Below are 22469 nucleotides of genomic sequence, written 5' to 3'. Positions count from 1 at the left end.
TATATTACAGCATGTAATATTTTAAGAATCAGCATTTTGTTTTGAAGTACGGTAACACACGAGTAACTTTATAATCTTGTTAATTCCCTCTTGAATATGTTCTGTTGACGTTTTAGTCAAGTAGGATAAATATGTTATTATTTATAAGTTGTTTATTTAGAGATATTTATGCATCTGATAGTTCTGCGAAAACTCTGTTGGTTTCATTCGTGGGTATGCAGACACAAGAAGTGGAAATTAAACCACATGTAAAAGTTACGTTAAAATCTGATAGTGAGATGCTTGATGAAGTAGTGGTAGTTGCCTATGGTACAGCCAGCCGTCAATCTATCACAGGTGCTGTAGCTTCTATCGACTCAAAAAAATTAGAGATGCGTCCTGTTACAGAAGTGACGGGAACTTTGGAAGGTGCTGCTCCTGGTATTCAGGTGAATAACTCTTACGGTGAACCGGGTAGCGATAAATCTGAAATTCGTATTCGTGGATTTGGCTCTGTAAATGGAACTAATGCCCCATTGATAGTTGTAGATGGTTCCCCTTATGGTGGAAGCCTAAATGATATTAATCCTCAAGATATAGAATCTATTTCTGTGTTGAAAGATGCATCTTCTGCCGCTCTTTATGGAAATAAAGCTGCTAACGGTGTTATTATGATTACTACCAAGAAAGGAAAAAGCCACAAGTTGAACTTTAGAATAGGTGTAAAACAAGGTATGTACACCCGTGGTATTCCTGAATATGAGAAACTGGGAGTGAATCAATGGATGGAGGCTATGCGTTCCGGTATGCAAAGTTATTATCAGAAAAACGGCGGAATGCCTGTAGAACAAGCGTTCGAGGCTTCTAAAAATGTAAATACCATCGTTAAATCTCCTATTTTCGATAAGAGTGGTGCTGAGATGTTCGATGAAAATGGAAAATTCATTGCAAATGTAAAACCTGGGTATAACGACTTGGATTGGTTGGACGCTCTGGAACGTACAGGATATCGCCAAGAATATACTGCCAGTGCAGATGCTATGGGTGACAAATATGATATTTTCTCTTCTTTTGGCTACTTAAACGAAAGAGGCTATATTATAGGTTCTGACTATGATCGTTTTACAGCTCGCTTAAAAGCAAACTATCAGCCAACTAAGTGGTTTAAAACAGGGGTTAGCTTAAGTGGAACTATGTCTGGTTCTAATTATCAAGCTAATGCCTACGACCAATACTATGCAAACCCTTTCTATACAGCAGGGCAAATGGCTCCTGTATATCCTTATATGCTCCATAATGAAGATGGAAGCATTGCTACTGACGAGAATGGAAATTCTTACGATATAAACAATTATAAATACTTAAGTGGACGCAATATCATTTATGAAATAAAAAATGATATTAATCGTAAAGAACGTAATGCTGTATCAGGTCAGGTGTATGGTACGGTTTCTTTCTTGAAAGATTTTACGGCAACAGTAAGAGGAGACCTCTATAATGTAAATAACACAGAGAAAGCTTTCAATAATCCTTATTGCGGTGATGGAGCTGCCAATAATGGACGTCTTTCTAAAATGCATGCCCGTACTCGCGAATATCGCTTTACACAGGAATTAACTTGGGGACATGATTTCAAACAACATCACATAGATGTATTATTGGCACATGAGTCTTTCAAGCATTCCTACAACTATGACTTTATGATGAAAGAACAAATGAAAGTCAGCGGTAACACAGAAATGAGTAATTTTGCCAAGATGACAAGCATTGATGGTTATACACAGGAATATACAACAGAAAGCTACCTTTCTCGTGCACGCTATAATTTTGCTGAGAGATATTTTGTAGATGCTTCATTCCGTCGTGATGGTTCTTCACGTTTCTATGAACCATGGGGTAATTTCTGGTCTTTAGGTGCAAGCTGGATCATTTCTCAAGAGAAATTTATGAAAAATCTTACGTGGATAGACAACTTGAAGTTCCGTGTATCTTATGGCGAGGTAGGTAATGATGCTGGTGCTGACTATTATGCTTATAAAGAGCTTTTCTATTCGGATGTAAATGCAGGTATCGGTGCTTTCTATAAAATCCAGATTCCTAATAAGAATTTGAAATGGGAAACTTCCGGTTCATTGGATATTGCATTGGAAGGTCGTCTATTTAACCGCTTCAACTTTTCTTTAGACTTCTTCAACAAAACATCTAAAGATTTGCTTTTCACAGTATATAATCCACTTTCTGCTGGTGCGACAGATTGGTATGCCACTTCTGACGAAACGCCAAGCGGTATGTCACAATATTTTGCTAATATAGGTAGTGTGCGTAATACAGGTCTTGAAGTTGCTATGGATGTAGATGCTATCCGAACTAAAGATTGGAAGTGGAATATTGGTTTGAATTTGACCACTATTCATAATGAAATCACCAAACTACCTGGCGGCAAAGATATTTTGCATGGAACACAGAATTACAGTGAAGGACATAGTATTTATGAATTCTACACTTATACTTATGCTGGAGTAGACCAAATGAATGGACGTGCGCTTTATACCGCGAATTCAAATCTGAGTGAAAATACTATAAGTGCTCTAAAAGCTAGTGGCAATTATGTTACTATTAATGATAAGAACTATGTGTATAATACCTCATATGCGGAAAAAGCTTGGCAAGGAAGTGCATTACCTGATGTATATGGAAGTATCAATACTTCTTTAAGTTGGAAAGACCTTACACTTTCTGTACTTTGTACGTATTCCTTAGGCGGAAAAGTGTACGATTATAACTATCAAGGGTTGATGTATACGACAACTAACGGGCCAAGTGCTTTGCATAAGGATGTATTGAATGGTTGGCAAGCTGTTCCGGAAGGTATGACGGCTGATGCTCCTAATCGTTTGGATCCAAACGGTACACCTCAATTCGACCTTTCAGGTTTGGCATCTACTTCTTATGGTGCAAGTTCACGCTGGTTGACGGATGCTTCTTATTTTGTCATCAAAAATATCAACTTGAATTACGCATTTCCTAAAAGAGTAGTTACCAAATGGGGATTAAGTGGTTTGAACGTTTATGGCTCAATAGAGAATGCCGCTACTTTTACAGCACGTAAAGGTATGAATCCTCAATATAGCTTTAGCGGTTCTCAAGACAACACGTTCGTTGCAGCACGTGTATTTACGCTTGGTCTTAATTTAAACTTCTAAAATGAAACTAATTATGAAATATACATTCAAAAAAGTTATGATATTCGGCCTTGGTTGTCTTATGGGGCTTACCTCTTGTTCGGACAGCTGGCTTCAAACAGATTCTACGCAAACAGCAGAAGGAGATGCCATCTTCTCTACAACGGATAATGCCAAACTTGTTATTAACGGTATTTGCCGGACAATGGTACAGCAACATGCTTATTACGGACAGATGTTTAACGGTGAAGGAACAATGAAAGTTCTTTATGGAGAATATGCAGGACAGGATCTTAACTTTCCTTATATGTCTCCGGGATGGTCACCGATCATGAATAATGAATCAAGCCAGACTCAAAATAGTAGTTCCATATATGACTCTTATCCTTGGTATTATTATTATTTGATTATTGGCAATGCTAATGCGGTGATCGATAGAATTGATAAAGCGGAAGGTACACAGGAAATGAAAGATTTTTTAAAGGCAGAAGCACTAACATTCCGTGCTTATTCATTTTTCCGTTTATCGGAGTTTTATTGTCTTCCTTGGGCACGTAGCAATAATGGTGCGGCAGATGGTATAGTATTGCGTACAAAGGAAGTTGCAAATGCTGGTGGAGAAACTGATATGGCTTTGGCTACATTGGCAAAAACTTATGAGCAAATTTATGCTGACCTTGATGAAGCACTCAGACTATATGACGCTTCTGGACTGACTCGCGATGATGTGTATTCCGAAGCTGCTTCCACAGTCAGTTTCCCGGACGCACCAGTAGCTCATGCCATTTATGCACGTGCAGCTTTGACACGTGAGGATTATGCTACGGCAAAATCACATGCCTCTTTAGCACGTGACGGCTTTGCCTTGATGGATGTAAATTCTTACCGTACAGGTTTTTGTGAGCCTAATAACGAATGGATTTGGGGCGTGTACAATGATGCGTCTGAAACAATTTGGTACTTTGGCTGGCAGCTTTTCATGACCTGTAATGGTTATTATGCACAACAAGGAATTGATGTGTGTATCAATCGCGAATTAGCAGAGTCATTTCCAGATACGGATATTCGTAAAGGCTTGTTTCTTACAGAATCTACATTCTTACCAGCAGGTAAAGCTTTTACAGATGTTATCTATACAGATGATGACGATATAAATGCTTTTACAGATGAAACGGCCTATGTAAAAGCTAATCAATATGCTAAAGGAGTCGTTGCATCAGCTGCAACTCAATCTTATGCTTATGCAAGTTTGAAGTTCCAAGCTACGGCTCAACCCGCTGTTGGTTGCCAACCTATTTTTAGAGCTTCAGAAATGTTATTAATCGAAGCAGAAGCTAATTATCATCTGAGTACAGATCCGACTGCTGCGCAAAATAGTCTGGAAGAATTGAATCTTGCCAGTGGTCGTGACCCACAATATACTTGTACGGCTACGGGCGAAGATTTGTTGAAAGAAATCAAAATGTATCGCCGTTTAGAATTATGGGGTGAAGGTTTCAGCTGGTATGACTGTAAGCGTTGGGGAGATCCCGTAGTCCGCCCTTCTATAGCTGAGGGTGGTAATTACAGTCAGTTCGTTAGTGGAACTTTCGGTTTTGACAAAAGTGGTAATTATGATGAAACATTCTGGAAATGGATTATTCCAAATCGTGAAAGTGATTACAATACAGCTATTGAAATAAAGTAAATACACCAGTTTGAAGCAGGGCGATATACGAAATAAATTGTATATTTAACTACAAATAGTAGAGTAATAATATGGGAATATAATTATATTCCTGCTAAACCCAAGAGAGATGTTTCCAAGACAATTGGTGCATCTCTCTTTTTTTGTGATATCTTCTATTGACTAGAATACTTTTTTAGTTATATATATGACTTTATTTTAACATAAAAACTTCTTTCCCCTTAAAAAAATCTTTTAAGCTTCTTTCCTCTCAATATTAATTATTGATATACTTTTATTGACAAAGATTGGTTCTCAAAAACAATTAGTATATGCTAATAGCTACAAAACGAACCATATTATCATACATAATACATTAAATAATAGTGATATATAATGAATATTGGTAGCATATTGGTAGTTTCAAAATAATGCTAATATACAATAGGATACTTTCTGTAAAGCTCTTACTAAGTACAATGAAAAATAGACTATATGTAAATACTTAATTTGTAATACATTACATAGCTTGTAGTTCTGCGAAAACTCTGCAGATTTCGTTCGTAGGTATGCAGACGCAAGAAGTGGCTATCAAGCCGAATGTGAGAGTAATACTCAAATCCGATGCCGAACAATTGGATGAAGTGGTAGTAACCGCCATGGGTATCAAACGCGATCGCAAAGCATTAGGCTATGCGGCACAGGATTTGAATTCAGAACAACTGAATAAAGCGGGAACAACATCGCTTGCCAGCGCCATACAAGGTAAGCTGACAGGGGTAGATATCCGACAATCATCAGGTGCACCGGGTGCTTCTTCCCAAATTATAATTCGTGGCGCCCGCTCGTTTGACGGTAATAACCAGCCACTATATGTAATCGACGGTATGCCAGTAAATACAACTGCTGATTTTGATACCGGCAACTCTGTAACGGGTGCCAACTATGCCGATCGCAGCATAGACATTAATCCTGAAGATATAGAATCTGTAAATGTACTAAAAGGACAAGCGGCATCCGCATTATATGGTATCCGTGCATCCAACGGTGTAATTGTCATTACGACCAAACGTGGTGCCAAAAACAATATGAACAAGCCAAGTGTAACGATTTCAACGAACCTGAGTGCGCAACGGGTTTCACGCAAATTCGAACACCAAGATATATATTCGCAGGGTAACAGCATTACCGCAGGATATGATCCGACTTCCTCTATGACCTGGGGACCGAAAATCAGCGAATTGGCTAACGATCCTAAATATGGTGGAAACATGAGCAATCAATATACTGCGGCAGATGGTATGCACAAAGGACAATATTACAATCCCAAACGCGCGCAGGCCGGTCTGGACGGTTGGACTACACCGCAAATCTATGATAATGTGGGTGACTTCTTAGGTACAGGATTTACTGAAAACACCAATGTGAACCTGTCACAAAGTATCAACGGAATAAATTATTCGTTCGGCGTGAATAATTCGCACCAAAATGGCATCATCCCTTCAACAGGAATGGACCGTTGGGGAGCACGCGGATTGGTAGACTGGAAAATCAATCCACAGTGGAATACAGGATTCTCCATAAACTATTCATCTACCAAAATCACATCCGCACCTGGAGCCAATGATGGTATCATGAATGTGGTTTACTCGGCTCCCGCCGAATATGATTTGAAGGGAATCCCTAATCATGAACCGGGCAATCCGACGAACCAAATACTATTCCGTTCTACCTCATTTACCAACCCTTATTGGTGGGCGGAACATAACGAATACCTCCAGCATACTAACCGTGCCTTTGGTAATACCTATTTGGAGTATCAGCCAGATTTGGGTTTGGGAGAGAACTTCTCACTCAAGATTAGAGAACAAGCCGGTCTTGACATCTGGACTTCAGACTATGCCACCGTACGAGAAATGGGTAGCACGTCATCACTGAAAGGTGGAGACATAGAGAATTACGGTTCGCAGCACAATGTATTCAATAACTTATTTACCGTTAACTTTGACGGAAAATTCGGCAAAAGTGATGAATGGAGGCTGAATGTAATATTAGGTAATGAGTTCAATCATGAGAGCATTCGTAACTGGGACTATTACGGCAGTAACTTCAATTTTCCCGGTTTTACCAATATTGGAAATGCCACTTCATTGACATCCAGTGAATATAAGCGACAAGAACGTACAGTGGGCTTTTTCGGAAGCCTTTCAATGTCATGGCAAGATCAGGTGTACCTGACCGTAACCGGACGTAACGACTATGTGTCGACAATGCCACGCGGTAGTCGCAGCTTCTTCTATCCTTCGGTATCGTTAGGTTGGGAATTCACCAAATTACCTTTCTTGCAGAACAATAAAATATTAAACTACGGTAAACTCCGTGCTTCATTCGCACAGGTAGGCCAGGCCGGTAACTATTATGCCAATTATTATTATACCCCAACCTATGGCGGAGGCATGTATTCTTACTATCCGGTTACTTATCCTCTACCTAGTGGAGTATCCACTTTCACACCCTATTACCGAGTGTATGATGAAGGATTGAAACCGCAGAATACAACCAATTATGAAGTGGGTGCCGACTTGCATTTCTTTGGCAGCCGTCTGAAAGTGGAATACACATACAGTTTACAGAATGTAGAAGATCAGATTTTTTATGTGCCCGTAGATGGAGCGACAGGTTATCAGGAAATGTTAACCAACGCCGGAAAGATGCGTACACATGCTCACGAACTTTCTATCAATGCTGCTATTCTGCAAGCCAAAGATTTCGACTTAAATTTAGGTATCAATTTTACGAAAGTAAACAACAAGGTTATAGAACTAGCTCCAGGGGTAGAATCCATTATGTTGGGCGGATTTGTAGAGCCACAAATTCGTGCACAGGCAGGATGTACCTATCCGAATATATATGGTTTGGGATTCAAACGCGATGAAGCAGGCAATTTGCTGTTACTGAACGGTCTGCCCCAATCCTCGGGCAATAGCCAAGACTTGGGGAACTGCTCTCCAGACTTCACTACCGGTTTTACGCTGGGCGGCCGTTATAAACGTCTTTCACTCTCTACTACATGGAGTTGGCAACAAGGTGGAAAGATGTATCATGGAACAAACATGACCCTGAATTATTTCGGTGCTACCAAAGAGTCGCTTCCTTATCACGAAGGGAGTATGGTTGCTGAAGGTATAGACGAAGCAACGGGACAACCCAACACGGTTGAAGTAAATAAGGCCGATTACTATCAGGCTTATTACAACATCACCGAATCCGGTGTTTATGATACGAGCTTTATCAAGTTACGCGACTTAACCTTGACTTATCAATTGCCCAAGCTTGGTATCTTCGACATTTCAATTTACGGTTTTGCCCGTAATGTACTTGTTTGGGCCAACCTGCCAAACTTCGACCCAGAGTCTTCGCAAGGTAATAACAATATGAGTGGATATTTCGAACGGTTCTCAGTTCCCAATACATCCAGTTTCGGCGGTGGTCTTACTATTAATTTTTAAACATACAACATAAAGATTTTGATTATGAAAAAATACATATTCATGACTTTGACGGTGGTTCTTCTCGGACTGACAGCATGTACGGAAGATGCATTTGACCGTATCAACAAGGACAATGAACATCCTTCACCGGAAGCGGTCCCGGCAGTACTCCAGCTGACAGATGCCATTATGTCCACAGGTTTCAGTACCGTATCGGGTGACTTTGCTTTTTACCTTTCCTCACTCAACGAACAAGAGATAGGTATGGGTAACAATCAATTAATGTTTGCCGAAATGCGTAACTCAAGCGAATGGGCAGCTTCTACCACCTTTAATAATGTATGGAACTCCATCTATGGCAACTTACAGAATATACGCCAAATGCAGAGTAAAATAGAGAATGAAGTACCGGGTAATGTAGGACAGTCTGATATACTAGGAATGGCACAAGTATTGGAAGCTGTAAACTTCGGTATTCTGACCGATATGTTCGGTGATATCCCTTACAGCGAAGCTGTACAAGGGCAAGGTAATCTGCAACCCAAATTAGATGCGCAGAAGGATGTGTATACCGGCGTTCTGGCTACACTCGACAAAGCCATCAGTAACTTGGAAAAAGGTAAAAGTATGACAAATGCCGGCAACCAAGACATTGCCTACAAAGGTGTCGCATCTAAATGGCTCGCAGCTGCTCATGCGCTGAAAGCACGCTACCTGTTGCATAAACTGGCAGTAGAACCCAACGTGCTTTCTGAAGTAGCGACAGCGGTACAACAAGCTATAGACAATGGATTCGAAGGATTTACGGTTACAGGATTTAATGGTTCTACATGCGACAATCCATGGAGTGCCTATGTTTTCAGCCGTCAGTACACAGCACCCTCAAAGACTGTAGCAGATCTGATGAAAGCTACAAATGATCCTCGTTTGGATTATTACCTGAATGCTTTGGGAGAATCTTATACTCCGGGAGATGAAACTATTGCCAAGACGGTAGATGATGCCAGAGTAATGCAATATCAGCCAACATGGTATTTATTTGGTTCACAACCCGTTCATATCATGAGTAAGGCCGAACTCTATTTCATTCAGGCGGAAGTTCAACTACGTTCAAACATTGATGCCACCTCAGCGTATCAAAAAGCAGTAGAGGCTTCTGTTACGGAAATTCTGACTTGGTTTGGAGATGAAGCCACTGTGCCTGCTGCCGCAACAACAGCAAAAGCCTATGCAATGTCTTTGGGTACACCGACACTTCAAAAACTTTTCGAACAGAAGTATGTGGCGCAAGCACTGGATGAACAAGTGGAAACTTACAACGACTTACGCCGTTTGAAAGCAATGGGTGAAGAATATGTAATACTGACTAATCCGAGAAATACCCAAAGCGGTATCAATCGCTATCCGGAACGTTTACCCTATGGTAACAGTGCAGTCATCGGCAATCCAGATGTGAAAGAAGCTTACGGCGACGGTTCTTATATCTATTCTGAAAAGACATGGATAAACGGAGGTAAATAACTCCAAATAGATGAGGGGGTATCGAAACTCTCATAAATAGAAAATCACCCTCGCCACAGATAGTCGTAGCGGGGGTGATTTCGATACAAGGGGAGTTTTGACACACCTCCATTATAATAGAACGTCAACTTCCAAACCTACTTATTTAACTATCCCCAAATACCCTTCCTTAATTATATCCACCAATATCGGCTTCATTCCGCTAACAAAACACTCCACGGCAATCACCATCAGAATCAGCCCCATCAGACGCATCATCACATTATTACCGGTCTCACCCAATAAATTCACCAAACGGGTGGAAGCTCTCAATATCAAGAATGTAAGAAAATAAATAAGGGCAATAGTACCTATAAGCACCCCTTTCATCTCAAAAGAATGCGCATCTTGCATCAGTACAATCGCATTGGCAATAGCACCCGGACCGCACAACATCGGGATACCTAAGGGAGTAATTGAAATATCATCCGCATAGGTCTTAATTTCTTCGTCTTTTAACTTCATCGGCGTATAGCGTGCCTGCAACATATCAAATCCAATCTTAAAAATGATAACGCCACCCGCTATTCGGAAACCATTCGTCGAGATACCGAAAAACTTGAAAAGGAATTGTCCGGCGAAGACAAAGACCATTAAAGTTATAAACGAGACCAATGTGGCGCGGCTGACGATAGAACGGCGTTCCTTCTCCGTCATTCCCTGTGTCATCGTCAAAAAGACAGGCATCGTACCTAAAGGATTCGTCAATGTAAAGAAAGAAGTGAAACACAACAATGCAAAAGGAATGAGAGTTTCCATAATGGTAGTTTTATACGGTTATCATTGAAAGCAAAAGTACAACTAATCTCCCAATGTCACAATAAATCCAACAACTCTTTCAAATCCGTAATCTGATAGGTAGGAGTAAAAGGCAAATCCGTACGCCCGGACAGATTATAAAACACCTGATGCATTCCCACGCCGGCAGCTCCTGCAATATCATTTTCCCAACTATCTCCAATCATCAGCGAATCATTCAGTTCGGACTGGGTTGCCGAAAGAGCAAAATGAAAAATCTCCGGCCAAGGTTTCAGGATTCCGATATCATCGGAAAGAACCACCTTCCTGAAATATTTATCAATGTCCGACGAACGCATTTTATGGAACTGGAGTTCTTTAAATCCGTTTGAAAGAATATACAAATTATATTTCGCCGAAAGATATTCCAACACTTCACGCGCGTGAGGCATCAACTTGCTTTTGGTAGGAATCGTTGCGAGAGCGTCTTTTTCGTATGCTTCTGCCAAAGCGGAGTCACCTGCTCCCACAGCCTCCAATGGATAGAGATAGCGTTGGCGGTTTAGCTCTTCTTTCGTCACTTTACCATCGGCATACTCTGCCCATAACTCCAGATTACGACGCTGATAGAGTGAATAATAATGCTCGAAAGAGTCAAAGAAACGGTCGTAATCATACTTCCGGTACATTTCTTCGTATGTATCACGAGCATTGGCAGAGAACGCCCAAAGCGTATCGTCCAAATCGAAAAAAAGATTTTTATAAGGCATAAAGAGAATACTAAAAAGGCTGTTTCAAAAGCAAGCCGACAAACGCTCTTTTGAAACAGCCCCATCAATTATCAATCAAGTAACTATTTCACTTGAATTACCAAATACTTGGAAACACTCCAGAACTCTTTCGGGTTGGTAATCTTCAAAGTCAACTGACCCTTATCATCTTTCTCCAAGGCATAAGAACCGGTAGGATGAGTAGTCAGGATATCAGCATCCTTAGAATACAATTTGATTTCTTTAGTGGTACGAATATCAACCTGAGTAAAATAATCCTTATTGACATCGCCGTCTTTCAAAACCGAACCCTTCTTGAACAGACCGGAGCCGCTCAAAATCTTCTGATCTTTCAATTCTTTCTTCGTTCCGAATACAAACCAAGCGGTATTGAGCGCCTTATCCTGTTCTGCCACAGTCTTAGCTTTTGCCTCATTTTCAGCAGTCAGCTCACTCTTAACAGCATTCAAATCTGTTACGGCAGCATCCAGTTCCTGAATACGGATATTCTTGGAAGCCAATTCAGCCTGCAGTTCCTCAATACGCTGAGTTTTCGCATTCAACTCCTGCGTCAAAGATTCAACAGCCTTCTTCAATTGAGAAGAATTGGTTTTGCTACTTTTCAGCATAGACTGCAATTTCGCAATCTGCTGTTTGTTTTCTTCCATCTGCTTGCGAATGAATTCAATATCAGAGGCTATCTGCTGTTTTGCATTCAGAGAACCCTCTGCAACCGCACCACGCTGCAAGTCCACACGGCTCTCTGCCGCATTGATTTGGCGAAATCCTTCCGAAATATCATTGAAAGTACCCATCATCTCATCCAATTCAGCATTACGCTGAGTCAATTCCATCAAAAGAGAATCGTTTTCAGCTTTCAACTGGTCTTTGCTACCGCCAGAGAAGCTATCACATGAAGCCATAACGGCCGCACATACAATTAAAACAGCTAACTTTTTCATACGCTTTTGTTTTACGTTTTGTTAATGAAGTTATTTAATCGTCTATTCCTGCTACTACAATCACTATCTCACCACGCGGTTCGTTGGCGGTGAAATGTTCTATCAATTCGGTGAGAGTACCGCGTACCGTTTCTTCGTGTATCTTAGATATTTCACGAGAGACGGATGCCTGCCGCTCCGCACCAAAATATTCCGCAAACTGCGTCAGCGCTTTTACCAAACGGTGGGGGGATTCATAAAAGACCATTGTCCGGCGTTCTTCCGCCAGCCCTTTCAGCCGTGTCATCCTACCTTTTTTCTGAGGGAGAAAGCCCTCAAAGCAGAACTTCTCGTTAGGTAATCCTGAAGCCACCAATGCCGGAACGAAGGCTGTAGCCCCCGGCAAGCATTGCACTTCAATACCGTTGCGGACACATTCGCGAACTACCAGAAAACCCGGATCGGAGATTCCCGGAGTACCCGCATCCGATATCAGCGCTACGGTTTCACCGCCCTTTATTCTATTTACAACACTTTCTACCGTTTTATGTTCATTAAATTTATGGTGAGACTGCATCGCATTCTTTATCTCAAAATGCTTCAGTAATATTCCGGAAGTCCGTGTATCTTCGGCCAGTACCAAATCCGCTTCTTTCAGAATGCGAATCGCACGGAAAGTCATATCTTCCAAATTTCCTACCGGTGTAGGCACCACATAAAGTTTTCCCATATCCGCTACTTTTTAACTGAAATACTTCTTGAGAAGTTCCACAAAATCCGCCGTCGCCTCATTCTCCTCGTCCGGCCGAACCGTTGATATAAAAACAGCCATCGCCTCATCCAAAGAAGAAGCCTCACCCAACCGGCGTACCACTTCATTCATACGCGCCGTATCCCCGTTAAACAGTTCGCGGGTAAAGCGGAACGAATCATTCAGGCTGATAGCGTGGCGTAAGTCCTTAGCCGGTTTAATACGTTCGGCCAAAATCGGCGAAGCGGGAGCTGCGATATCCGAAACGGGAGCCGTTTCAACCGGGGGTTCTGCCACAGGTTCGGAAACAACGTCCGATTCGGTCATGTCCTGCACGGTATCAGGAGCGATCTGTCCCGCCGGAGTTATCACAAAAGCGGCATCCAGCAATTTGGTCAGCGCATCCAGCCGTTCCTGCATTTGATGGATATTCCTTTTGGCAACTATCTTCAACACAGGATTTGCATCGGCGGATATCGACTGCATCAAACATTTCAATTCCTGAACATCCAGTTCTATATCATTCAATAATGCTTGCATATCCTTCTCCCGTCCGTATTAATGGTACAAATGTAGAAATAAATAATGAAAAAATACCTGGAAGCAAACAAAATCATTACTTTTGCGACTGAATATAACACTTAAAAACATGGTATTATTCTCGGAAGACCACATACAGGAAACCAAACGCAGAGGGAGAATCGAAGTGATATGCGGCTCTATGTTCTCCGGCAAGACTGAAGAGCTTATACGCCGTTTGAAACGTGCCAAGTTCGCCAAACAACGTGTCGAAATATATAAACCTGCAATAGACACGCGCTACTCGGAAGCAGATGTCGTATCGCACGACAGCCACACCATATCTTCCACTCCGATAGACTCATCGGCAAGTATTCTGTTATTCACGTCCGAGATAGACGTAGTGGGCATTGATGAAGCGCAATTCTTTGACGAGGGTCTGATCGATGTATGCAACCAGCTTGCCAACAACGGTATACGTGTCATCGTAGCCGGACTGGACATGGACTTCCGCGGCAACCCTTTCGGGCCCATGCCGGGACTGTGCGCCATTGCGGACGAGGTGTCCAAAGTACATGCCATTTGTGTAAAATGCGGCCAACTCGCCTCATTCTCCCACCGTACCGTGAAAAACGACAAGCAAGTACTGCTGGGTGAAACAGCCGAATACGAGCCTTTGTGCCGCGAGTGCTATTTACAAGCGATAAAGGAAGACCGGCAAGCAGCAAGCGATTAGTAAATTAACACAGAAGTCTATGGAACGTAAAAAGATTACATTCGACAGTTTTATCCGCGGTGTCATTTTAGGAGTTATCATTATCGGCATATTGATGCTTCTGAAGCGTTTAAGCAGCGTTCTATTGCCTTTCTTTATCGCCTGGCTTATTGCCTATCTGATATATCCGCTGGTCACATTCTTCCAGTACAGGCTAAAGTTAAAGAACAGGATCGTATCCATATTCTGCGCATTATTGGCGCTCCTGATTGTAGGTGCCGGAACTTTCTATCTGTTAGTTCCCCCCATGATACAGGAGTGCGGCAGAGTACAGGCCTTATTGGTTCAATACTTTTCGCACGGAACATACAACAGCAATGTGCCAACCTCTCTTTCCGAATTCTTACGGGATAATATCGATGTCAAATTCATAACCGAACTATTCAATAAAGAGAACCTGCTGGATGCGCTCAAAGAGGCCGTTCCCCGTCTATGGTCTTTACTATCGGATTCCATCGACCTATTATTCAGCGTATTCACTATATTCATCATCCTGCTATACATCATCTTCATCTTATTGGACTATGAAAGTATCGCTGAAGGCTGGACACATCTCGTGCCCCTGAAATACCGTTCTTTCGTAGTGGGCATACTGAACGACGTAAAAGTAGGTATGAACAGATACTTCCGCGGGCAAGCATTCGTAGCTTTATGCGTCGGTATTTTATTCAGTATAGGCTTCCTCATCATAGACTTCCCGCTGGCCATAGGTCTCGGGCTGTTCATCGGAGCATTGAATATGGTGCCTTATCTTCAAATCATAGGTTTTGTTCCTACCATCATACTGGCAATCCTGAAAGCGTCCGACACGGGTGGGAATTTCTGGATAATCATCGCCTCGGCCATGGCGGTATTCATTGTAGTGCAAGCTATTCAAGACGGATTCATCGTACCGCGCGTCATGGGAAAAATTACTGGACTAAATCCCGCTATCATTCTATTGTCACTTTCTATATGGGGCTCATTAATGGGGATGTTGGGAATGATTATCGCGCTCCCGCTTACGACGTTAATGCTTTCCTATTACCAACGTTTCATTATCAACAGAGAAAATATTCATAAGACAGAACCATCTGATAATCAAACACAAGAAAGCGAACAGCAAGAATAATGCAAACTTTTTTCGTCACAAGCCTTGCATATTCAATAAAAGTACCTATCTTTGCACCCGCTTAACAGCAATAAGGATTGATTCGCTAGCTCAGCAGGTAGAGCACAACACTTTTAATGTTGGGGTCTTGGGTTCGAGCCCCAAGCGGATCACCAAAGAGGAAGCTACCACATGGCTTCCTCTTTTTTTATCACATACCAATAACAAATCCGTCCTACGGAACGAATAAATCCGTCTCACGAGCCAAATTATTTCATCCCGCGGGAGGATTTATTTCGTCCCGCAAGACGAAATTATTCAGCTCACGGGACAAAACCAGCCGCCATTAACAAAGCTTTGTCCGTTACTATATTCCCTTCTTTATGACCGGAAGTCCAAATCCGCCCCGAATTAAAGACAGCACTTTCGGCTTCCCTTTCCGTGCTTTCCGGTAGACGGCACGAGAAACATGCAATGTCTCCACCTTACCATTATCAAAGGCAACTTCCAGATAATATTCATAGCGCATGCCATCGGACACATAGCGGTGTTTTCCTACCCTACGCCTTTTTTCATGCTGCTCCATACGTTTATCGAGTACGGTTACTGTTGCCTCATGCTCGGAAGCGGCATCCGCCGACAGGTAGTTGCCGGCAAGGAACAATACATAGCAGACGGAACCTACGCATACCAAATGGCAGAGCACATTCACAATTCTGTTCTCCATAGTCGTCAGCCATATCCATTTCCGGTAGAGAGGAAGCGTCAGCATGCCCGCCGCCAATGCTACGCCAACGGGTATCCACCAGGCTGCCAACGTTTTCTCGGAAATCACATATCCCATAGCGCCCGAAAACAACACAACCAAGACAACAAAAATGCGTAATATTTTAATAAACAGAGTTCCCATCGCTTCAATTTGTATTTTCCTGCAAATATAAAAATAAAAGCGACATAACAAATTCTCCCGTACCGCATTCCGCATGAACTAACTTACCCGACGGAACGTTATAACCATACTAACTTAAAGAAGCAACCATCATGGAAAAAAACTTGATTCATAGTAATGAATTGCATTTCATTGACAAGAAACGCATTCACCGGGCAGTAGAGCAGCTGGTTGAGTCATTGGAGCTGGCCGCAGGGTCCACAACAGGATTCAATCTGTATGCAGTAGTAGAGAGCTATTTCACCGACTTGGACAAACGAAGGGAAATAAATCGTTTGCTCCATCTTGAGCAAAATATTTGCGAAGAAGTGGAAGAAGAACTCGGAGTATACGAAATGTAAAACAATGTATGTACATCGATACAAAAAGGAAGCTGCATCAAAAAATGCAGCTTCCTTTTTGTATCATATTTCTTCCGTATTCGGATTCCTTATCAATCCTTTGCCTGATGTACCGTCAACTGCGGGAACGGGAAACCGATTCCTTCCTCGTTGAATACAGTATAAATGGTCTTGTTCATATCAAAATAAACTCCCCAGTAATCACTGCTCTTCACCCAAACACGGATAACGACGTTCACGCTGCTGGCATCCAAAGCATGCAGGGCCACAAAAGGTTCCGGAGTATCCAATACGCGGCTGTCTGCCGCAAGTACACGGCGCACGGTACTTTCCACCTTGTCGTAATTCTCGCCGTACTCCACACCGATAATCCATTCCACGCGACGGGTGTCTTCCCGACTGTAATTAATCACGGTTCCACTGCTTAAAGCGCCGTTGGGAATATAAATCACCTTATTGTCGGACGTAGTAAGGATGGTATGGAATATCTGGATTTCGCGCACCGTACCGGATACACCCTGACTTTCAATCCAGTCGCCCACCTTGAACGGACGGAATAACAAAACGATAAGTCCGCCGGCAAAATTCTGCAGATTACCGGACAGCGCCATACCTATCGCCACACCGGCAGACGCCAGCAAAGCGGCAAACGAAGTCGTCTCGACCCCCAACTTACCGATAACGGCTATAATCAGCAGAATTGTCAGCAGTATGTTCACAAGGCTCTTGACGAAGCTCTGAATACTTGCATCGATATTCCGCTTCACAAGAAGTTTGGACACCAGCTTTTTGATGAAAGAAATAAGGAAACGTCCCACCACAAAGATGATAGCCGCTCCTATGATACGGCCGCCGGCTCCCACTCCCCAGTCTATCAGTTGCTGCATAAAAATCTGAAGTTTGCTGAAGCCCTCTTCAGAAGCCTGGACGACAAACACCGCCATTAATAAAGATGATAACATAATGATTTATAGTTTATAAATTACTGAATGCAAAATTAACAAATAAATCTATTTTCCGTTCACATTATTTGTACCTTTCGGCCAAAAGAGATACTTTTGCACCCGATTTCAACTAAGGGGTGCCCTAATATGACGGGCTGAGAACATACCCATTGACCTGATCCGGGTAGTGCCGGCGGAGGGAAAAGAAGAAAAGTTCCCCTTTTCTGTATTCATCTTTAATAGTTTAAATTGCAAATGAGAAAGTATGCAATGGCGGCATGTCTGTTTATGGCAGCGCTGAATGTCTGTGCACAGACAAAGGAAAAAGACAGTCTGCGAGTGATAGACTTGCAGGAGGTAGAGATTATCTCCACACGTGCCACAGGAACCACTCCGATGGCGTTTACCAACATCAACAAAGAACAACTTAAAAAGCAGAACTTCGGTCAGGACTTGCCGTATCTGTTGAGCATGACACCTTCCGCCATCACCACCAGCGATGCCGGAGCCGGTATCGGCTACACTACGTTAAGAGTTCGCGGCACAGACGGAACCCGCATTAACGTCACCGCTAACGGCATTCCCATCAACGATGCCGAAAGCCATAATGTATTCTGGGTGAACCTGCCCGACTTCGCATCGTCCGTCAAAGACATGCAGATACAACGCGGCGCAGGAACTTCCACCAATGGCGCAGGAGCTTTCGGAGCCAGCATCAACATGCAGACCGGAGACTTCTCGCTGAAACCGTATGCCGAGCTGAACGGTTCGTACGGCTCGTTCAATACGCACAAAGAAACGGTAAAAGCGGGTACGGGACTTATCAACGGGCATTGGTCTTTCGACGCCCGCCTGTCCAATATCAGTTCGGACGGATATATCGACCGCGCATCGGTCGGGCTGAACTCTTACTACCTGCAAGGCGGGTATTACAACGACAACACCTCTGTCAAACTGATAACGTTCGGCGGTAAAGAACGCACTTACCATGCCTGGAATTACGCCAGCAAAGAAGAAATGGAAAAATACGGCCGCCGCTACAACTCCTGCGGGTATATGTACACCGACGACAACGGCATAGACCACTTCTACGAAGACCAGACTGACAATTACGTACAGAAGAATTATCAGCTGCTTTTCAACCACAACTTCACTTCCGCCTGGAATGTAAACGCAGGTCTGCACTACACCAAAGGAGACGGCTACTATCAAGAGTACAAAGACGGACGCGAGCTGGTGGAATACGGCCTGCTTCCGTACGAACACGACGGTGAAACCGTAAACGAGAGCGACCTTATCCGCAAAAAAGCAATGGACAACCGCTTCGGCGGCGGTATCTTCTCCGTTAATTATAAGGGTGACCGCCTTCACGCATCCCTCGGCGGCGGGCTGAACCGCTATGACGGCGACCACTTCGGCAAAGTGTTGTGGGTGAAGAACTACATCGGCAACCTCGACCCCGACAAAGACTACTACCGCAACAATGCCACCAAGAATGACGGTAACCTCTACCTGAAAGCCGACTACGAGTTGCGCAACGGTCTCAATGTCTATGCGGATTTGCAGTACCGCCACATCTCTTATAAGATGTATGGACAGAACGACAAGTGGAACAGCGTTACCAATGACGGCTTGCAGCAACTCGCCATTCACGAGAAGTTCGACTTCTTCAATCCCAAAGCCGGACTGTCGTGGCAGCTCAACCGTAACAACCGGATATACGGTTCGTTCAGCGTAGCCCACAAAGAGCCGACGCGCAACAACTATACGGACGGCAAGTTCACCGAGCATCCCAAAGCAGAGCGTTTGTTCGACTACGAGCTGGGTTACACCTTTGCCGATTCATGGCTGACATTCGGTGCCAACCTATACTACATGGATTACAAAGACCAGTTGGTGCTGACCGGCGAACTGAATGAAATCGGTGAAGCCGTAGCCGCCAATGTGCCCGACAGCTATCGCATGGGTATCGAACTGATGGCAGGCTTAAAGCTGCCTTACGGCTTCCAATGGGACATCAACGCCACTTTGAGCCGTAACCGCGTAGAGAACTTCACCGAAACCCTTTACGAGAACGAAGACCCGGCGGGCGAAAAGTGGAGCACCTATCTGGGCGACACTCACATCGCCTTCTCTCCCGACTTCCTGCTGAACAACCGCTTCGGCTATACTTACAAAGGCTTTGAAGCAGCTTTGCAATCACAATACGTCAGCAAGCAATACATGAGCAACCTGGACTGTAAAGACCATATTCTGGATGCCTATTTCGTCAGCAACCTGAACTTATCATACACGTTTACGTTACCCAAAATAAAGTCGGTAACCATAGGCTGTACCGTCTACAACCTCTTCAATGAAGAGTACGAAAACAACGGCTACGCAGGCAGCGGTTTCTATTACGAGGGCGGGCAGAAAGTACGCTACAATTATGCAGGATATGCGGCGCAGGCCGGTACCAATGTATTAGGACATATCTCTTTGCGTTTCTGAACTTGATTATGGAGCAGACACTCGAAATTATCGGAACACTTGTCGGACTTCTCTACCTCTGGCTGGAATATCGGGCAAGCATCTATCTTTGGATAGCGGGCATCATCATGCCCGCCATCTACATCTTCGTGTACTACAACGCGGGGCTGTACGCGGATTTCGGCATCAACATCTACTATCTCGGAGCCGCCATATACGGCTGGACGATGTGGAAGTACGGAGCATTCCTGCGGCGTACCATCCTGAAAAGAAAAGCCTCGGAAGCGGAAAACCGGCAACAGGAGTTACCCATCACCCGCATGCCGCTGCGGTATCTGCTACCGCTCGTTGCGGTATTTGCCGTCACTCTTGCGGGCATTGCCTGGATACTTATCAACTTTACAGACAGCAATGTTCCGTGGCTTGACTCCTTTACCACCGCGCTCAGCATTGTCGGCATGTGGATGCTGGCACGCAAATACGTGGAGCAATGGTGGGCATGGATAGGCGTAGACGCTGTAAGCACAGGTCTGTACATTTATAAAGGACTTGATTTTACCGCCGCACTATACGGCCTTTACACAATAATCGCTATCTTTGGCTACTTCAAATGGAAGAAGATGGTGAAGCAAGAGGCTGATTTATGATTTATAAATTCCGATTTATCAATTATCGACTATGAAAGTGGATGCTGTAGTTTTAGCCAACGGAGAATACCCTGCCGCCGCCCCGCCTTTACAAATATTGGCGGACGCTCCCTACGTAATCTGCTGCGACGGCGGCGCGGACGAATATATCCGGAACGGACATATCCCCAATCTTATTATAGGTGACGGCGACTCCATCAGCGAGGAGAATCGCAAGAAGTACGGATATCTGCTCCACCGCATTTCCGAACAAGATACGAACGACCAGACGAAAGCCGTCAACTATCTGTTATCACAAGGCAAACGCCGGATAGCCATCGTAGGCGCCACCGGCAAACGCGAAGACCACACCTTGGGAAACATCAGCCTGCTCATGGACTATATGCGTGCAGGAGCCGATGTTCGTACCTACACAGACCATGGCGTCTTTATCCCTTGCCGGGACACACGTACCTTTGCCTGCCAGCCGGGGCAGCAAGTATCCATCATCAACTTCAATGCCCGCAACCTGCATGGGCTTGGTTTGGTATATCCTCTCAGCGACTTCACCAACTGGTGGCAGGGCACTCTCAACGAATGTACCGGGACAGAATTTACGATTGAGGCTGAAGGGGAGTATTTGGTCTTTTTGAATTTCCCTCAGCCACTTCCACAAAGTACACGCTGATACAAATCATGGCAATGGCGACGGCCTGCGTCCAACTGAACCGGTCTTGTCCCAAAGCAAGGGAGACAACCGTGGTCACTACCAATATCAGATAACTGTAAATAGCGACAACGGTAGTCTTCAGGTACTTCAATCCGATAGGAACCAGAAAATAGCTGAGATAAGTAGGGAAAATAAGCACAAACGCAAGTACCGCCCATGCCGTCCAGTGCCACTCGCCTCTCCAGGCATCTGTAAACATCAGCGCATCCCACCCCATCACGGATGAAACGATTATTCCGGAAACAGCCGCACCGCCAAAGATGTATTTCATCATCGTCACTACTCCTACCTTCTCCAACAACTTCTTGCTCACAATCAGGTAAATCGCAAAAACAAACGAGCTAATCATACAAAGCAGATTGCCGGTGAACGCATCGTGTGCCAAATCATCGCTGCCCTGCGTCAGGATACACAGCATCGCACCGCCAAAACCCAAAGCGATACCGATAATCTTCATCACCGTAGCTTTCTCATGCAGAAAGAATACCGAAATAAGAAACACCCAGATAGGCTGCATCGAATTGAATATGGCACTCGACACCGGAGTGGTTTTGCTGATGCCCAGCAGATAGCAGAACATAAATCCGTAAAGCCCGAACGCTCCCAGGCAGAACAGCATGAGGCGTTGTTTTTTTGTAACCGCCGCTTCTTTTATGAAGCATCCCGTCACCCAAAAAGCCACCGCCGCAAACACGCACCGTATGGTGACACCCGTTAAAGCTCCCAACCACAAAGGCAACAAATACTTCAATCCGTTCATGTTCAGACCCGCCATGACACGGGATGCAACCATACTGAGATTGGCTTCCAGCTTTTTATCTTTCATGAGACTATCTACATTGAGTTTGAGGTATTGAGAACGTACGGTACCGGAAAATGTTCGGAAACAAGCGGAGCCTTATCTTAAACAATTCATAACTTTACAACGTTTTAAGGGAAACAGGAGAC

The 22469-nt window shown here is 43.8% G+C and carries 18 protein-coding genes, 1 tRNA gene and 1 riboswitch; of the genes, 11 read left to right on the top strand and 8 right to left on the bottom strand.

Annotated features, from left to right (window positions below; genetic code table 11):
* Positions 1-131 precede the first annotated feature (131 nt).
* The 4 genes from BUB52_RS00370 (at position 132) to BUB52_RS00355 (ending at position 9839) form a co-directional block, all read left to right on the top strand.
* Positions 132-3182 (top strand): SusC/RagA family TonB-linked outer membrane protein, encoded by a 3051-nt coding sequence (locus BUB52_RS00370; protein WP_083554531.1) that lies wholly within the window; start codon positions 132-134, stop codon positions 3180-3182.
* A gap of 13 nt (positions 3183-3195) precedes the next feature.
* Positions 3196-4848, top strand: a complete 1653-nt coding sequence (locus BUB52_RS00365; RefSeq protein WP_022219500.1) for a RagB/SusD family nutrient uptake outer membrane protein — start codon at positions 3196-3198, stop codon at positions 4846-4848.
* Between the two features lie 503 nt (positions 4849-5351).
* Positions 5352-8336 (top strand): SusC/RagA family TonB-linked outer membrane protein, encoded by a 2985-nt coding sequence (locus tag BUB52_RS00360; RefSeq protein ID WP_394363695.1) that lies wholly within the window; start codon positions 5352-5354, stop codon positions 8334-8336.
* A 24-nt stretch (positions 8337-8360) separates the two neighbouring features.
* Positions 8361-9839, top strand: a complete 1479-nt coding sequence (locus BUB52_RS00355; RefSeq protein WP_009122899.1) for a SusD/RagB family nutrient-binding outer membrane lipoprotein — start codon at positions 8361-8363, stop codon at positions 9837-9839.
* 141 nt (positions 9840-9980) lie between these two features.
* On the opposite strand, the gene BUB52_RS00350 is transcribed toward BUB52_RS00355, so the two are convergent.
* The 5 genes from BUB52_RS00350 to BUB52_RS00330 all read right to left on the bottom strand — a co-directional run bounded on the left by BUB52_RS00350 (position 9981) and on the right by BUB52_RS00330 (position 13618).
* Positions 9981-10637, bottom strand: coding sequence for a MarC family protein (locus BUB52_RS00350; RefSeq protein WP_009122898.1), 657 nt, complete (start codon positions 10635-10637; stop codon positions 9981-9983).
* A gap of 56 nt (positions 10638-10693) precedes the next feature.
* Positions 10694-11386 (bottom strand): YjjG family noncanonical pyrimidine nucleotidase, encoded by a 693-nt coding sequence (locus BUB52_RS00345; RefSeq protein WP_009122897.1) that lies wholly within the window; start codon positions 11384-11386, stop codon positions 10694-10696.
* An 83-nt stretch (positions 11387-11469) separates the two neighbouring features.
* Positions 11470-12348 carry a Cbp1 family collagen-binding glycoprotein adhesin gene (locus BUB52_RS00340; RefSeq protein ID WP_009122896.1) on the bottom strand — a complete coding sequence of 293 codons (879 nt, stop codon included), beginning with the start codon at positions 12346-12348 and terminating at the stop codon, positions 11470-11472.
* 34 nt (positions 12349-12382) lie between these two features.
* Positions 12383-13057 carry a 16S rRNA (cytidine(1402)-2'-O)-methyltransferase gene (gene rsmI, locus BUB52_RS00335; RefSeq protein ID WP_009122895.1) on the bottom strand — a complete coding sequence of 225 codons (675 nt, stop codon included), beginning with the start codon at positions 13055-13057 and terminating at the stop codon, positions 12383-12385.
* Between the two features lie 12 nt (positions 13058-13069).
* Positions 13070-13618: a hypothetical protein gene (locus BUB52_RS00330; RefSeq protein ID WP_009122894.1), complete on the bottom strand. Its 549-nt coding sequence runs from the start codon at positions 13616-13618 to the stop codon at positions 13070-13072.
* 109 nt (positions 13619-13727) lie between these two features.
* Here BUB52_RS00330 and BUB52_RS00325 point away from each other — a divergent pair, with 109 nt between their 5' ends.
* The 3 genes from BUB52_RS00325 (at position 13728) to BUB52_RS00315 (ending at position 15638) form a co-directional block, all read left to right on the top strand.
* Positions 13728-14333 carry a thymidine kinase gene (locus BUB52_RS00325; RefSeq protein WP_009122893.1) on the top strand — a complete coding sequence of 202 codons (606 nt, stop codon included), beginning with the start codon at positions 13728-13730 and terminating at the stop codon, positions 14331-14333.
* Positions 14334-14352: 19 nt separating this feature from the next.
* Entirely contained in the window at positions 14353-15483 is a 1131-nt protein-coding gene (locus BUB52_RS00320; protein WP_009122892.1) for an AI-2E family transporter, read from the top strand.
* Positions 15484-15562: 79 nt separating this feature from the next.
* Positions 15563-15638: transfer RNA gene (locus BUB52_RS00315), tRNA-Lys, on the top strand.
* Between the two features lie 191 nt (positions 15639-15829).
* On the opposite strand, the gene BUB52_RS00310 is transcribed toward BUB52_RS00315, so the two are convergent.
* Positions 15830-16372 carry a DUF2500 family protein gene (locus BUB52_RS00310; protein ID WP_039951049.1) on the bottom strand — a complete coding sequence of 181 codons (543 nt, stop codon included), beginning with the start codon at positions 16370-16372 and terminating at the stop codon, positions 15830-15832.
* A 131-nt stretch (positions 16373-16503) separates the two neighbouring features.
* On the opposite strand from BUB52_RS00310, the gene BUB52_RS00305 reads away from it, so the two are divergent.
* Positions 16504-16752 carry a hypothetical protein gene (locus BUB52_RS00305; RefSeq protein ID WP_009122890.1) on the top strand — a complete coding sequence of 83 codons (249 nt, stop codon included), beginning with the start codon at positions 16504-16506 and terminating at the stop codon, positions 16750-16752.
* A 92-nt stretch (positions 16753-16844) separates the two neighbouring features.
* On the opposite strand, the gene BUB52_RS00300 is transcribed toward BUB52_RS00305, so the two are convergent.
* Positions 16845-17696 carry a mechanosensitive ion channel family protein gene (locus BUB52_RS00300; RefSeq protein WP_009122889.1) on the bottom strand — a complete coding sequence of 284 codons (852 nt, stop codon included), beginning with the start codon at positions 17694-17696 and terminating at the stop codon, positions 16845-16847.
* Positions 17697-17819: 123 nt separating this feature from the next.
* Positions 17820-17916: riboswitch (TPP riboswitch) on the top strand.
* Positions 17917-17951: 35 nt separating this feature from the next.
* Between BUB52_RS00300 and BUB52_RS00295 the strand changes: the two genes are divergently transcribed.
* Genes BUB52_RS00295 through BUB52_RS00285 form a run of 3 tightly spaced genes read left to right on the top strand, consistent with a single transcriptional unit; the run spans position 17952 to position 21479 of the window.
* A complete protein-coding gene (locus BUB52_RS00295) occupies positions 17952-20186 on the top strand; it encodes a TonB-dependent receptor (protein ID WP_009122888.1) in 2235 nt (744 codons plus the stop codon).
* An 8-nt stretch (positions 20187-20194) separates the two neighbouring features.
* A complete protein-coding gene (pnuC, locus tag BUB52_RS00290) occupies positions 20195-20812 on the top strand; it encodes a nicotinamide riboside transporter PnuC (protein ID WP_009122887.1) in 618 nt (205 codons plus the stop codon).
* Between the two features lie 31 nt (positions 20813-20843).
* Positions 20844-21479 carry a thiamine diphosphokinase gene (locus BUB52_RS00285; protein WP_039951047.1) on the top strand — a complete coding sequence of 212 codons (636 nt, stop codon included), beginning with the start codon at positions 20844-20846 and terminating at the stop codon, positions 21477-21479.
* On the opposite strand, the gene BUB52_RS00280 is transcribed toward BUB52_RS00285, so the two are convergent.
* Positions 21406-22347: a DMT family transporter gene (locus tag BUB52_RS00280; RefSeq protein ID WP_009122884.1), complete on the bottom strand. Its 942-nt coding sequence runs from the start codon at positions 22345-22347 to the stop codon at positions 21406-21408. The two genes, BUB52_RS00285 and BUB52_RS00280, sit on opposite strands and share 74 nt — an antisense overlap.
* Positions 22348-22469 lie beyond the last annotated feature (122 nt).

It is taken from the genome of Bacteroides clarus YIT 12056, assembly GCF_900129655.1.
GTDB lineage: Bacteria > Bacteroidota > Bacteroidia > Bacteroidales > Bacteroidaceae > Bacteroides > Bacteroides clarus.
This window is presented reverse-complemented; position numbering and strand designations above follow the sequence as displayed.

Bases quoted from the DNA above. Each gene is read 5' to 3' on its own strand.
- rsmI (WP_009122895.1), bottom strand. From the start codon at position 13,057: ATGGGAAAACTTTATGTGGTGCCTACACCGGTAGGAAATTTGGAAGAT.
- BUB52_RS00330 (WP_009122894.1), bottom strand. From the start codon at position 13,618: ATGCAAGCATTATTGAATGATATAGAACTGGATGTTCAGGAATTGAAA.
- BUB52_RS00310 (WP_039951049.1), bottom strand. From the start codon at position 16,372: ATGGGAACTCTGTTTATTAAAATATTACGCATTTTTGTTGTCTTGGTT.
- BUB52_RS00325 (WP_009122893.1), top strand. From the start codon at position 13,728: ATGGTATTATTCTCGGAAGACCACATACAGGAAACCAAACGCAGAGGG.
- BUB52_RS00340 (WP_009122896.1), bottom strand. From the start codon at position 12,348: ATGAAAAAGTTAGCTGTTTTAATTGTATGTGCGGCCGTTATGGCTTCA.
- BUB52_RS00285 (WP_039951047.1), top strand. From the start codon at position 20,844: ATGAAAGTGGATGCTGTAGTTTTAGCCAACGGAGAATACCCTGCCGCC.
- BUB52_RS00365 (WP_022219500.1), top strand. From the start codon at position 3,196: ATGAAATATACATTCAAAAAAGTTATGATATTCGGCCTTGGTTGTCTT.
- BUB52_RS00300 (WP_009122889.1), bottom strand. From the start codon at position 17,696: ATGGCGGTGTTTGTCGTCCAGGCTTCTGAAGAGGGCTTCAGCAAACTT.
- pnuC (WP_009122887.1), top strand. From the start codon at position 20,195: ATGGAGCAGACACTCGAAATTATCGGAACACTTGTCGGACTTCTCTAC.
- BUB52_RS00305 (WP_009122890.1), top strand. From the start codon at position 16,504: ATGGAAAAAAACTTGATTCATAGTAATGAATTGCATTTCATTGACAAG.
- BUB52_RS00280 (WP_009122884.1), bottom strand. From the start codon at position 22,347: ATGAAAGATAAAAAGCTGGAAGCCAATCTCAGTATGGTTGCATCCCGT.
- BUB52_RS00355 (WP_009122899.1), top strand. From the start codon at position 8,361: ATGAAAAAATACATATTCATGACTTTGACGGTGGTTCTTCTCGGACTG.
- BUB52_RS00350 (WP_009122898.1), bottom strand. From the start codon at position 10,637: ATGGAAACTCTCATTCCTTTTGCATTGTTGTGTTTCACTTCTTTCTTT.
- BUB52_RS00370 (WP_083554531.1), top strand. From the start codon at position 132: ATGTTATTATTTATAAGTTGTTTATTTAGAGATATTTATGCATCTGAT.
- BUB52_RS00295 (WP_009122888.1), top strand. From the start codon at position 17,952: ATGAGAAAGTATGCAATGGCGGCATGTCTGTTTATGGCAGCGCTGAAT.
- BUB52_RS00345 (WP_009122897.1), bottom strand. From the start codon at position 11,386: ATGCCTTATAAAAATCTTTTTTTCGATTTGGACGATACGCTTTGGGCG.
- BUB52_RS00320 (WP_009122892.1), top strand. From the start codon at position 14,353: ATGGAACGTAAAAAGATTACATTCGACAGTTTTATCCGCGGTGTCATT.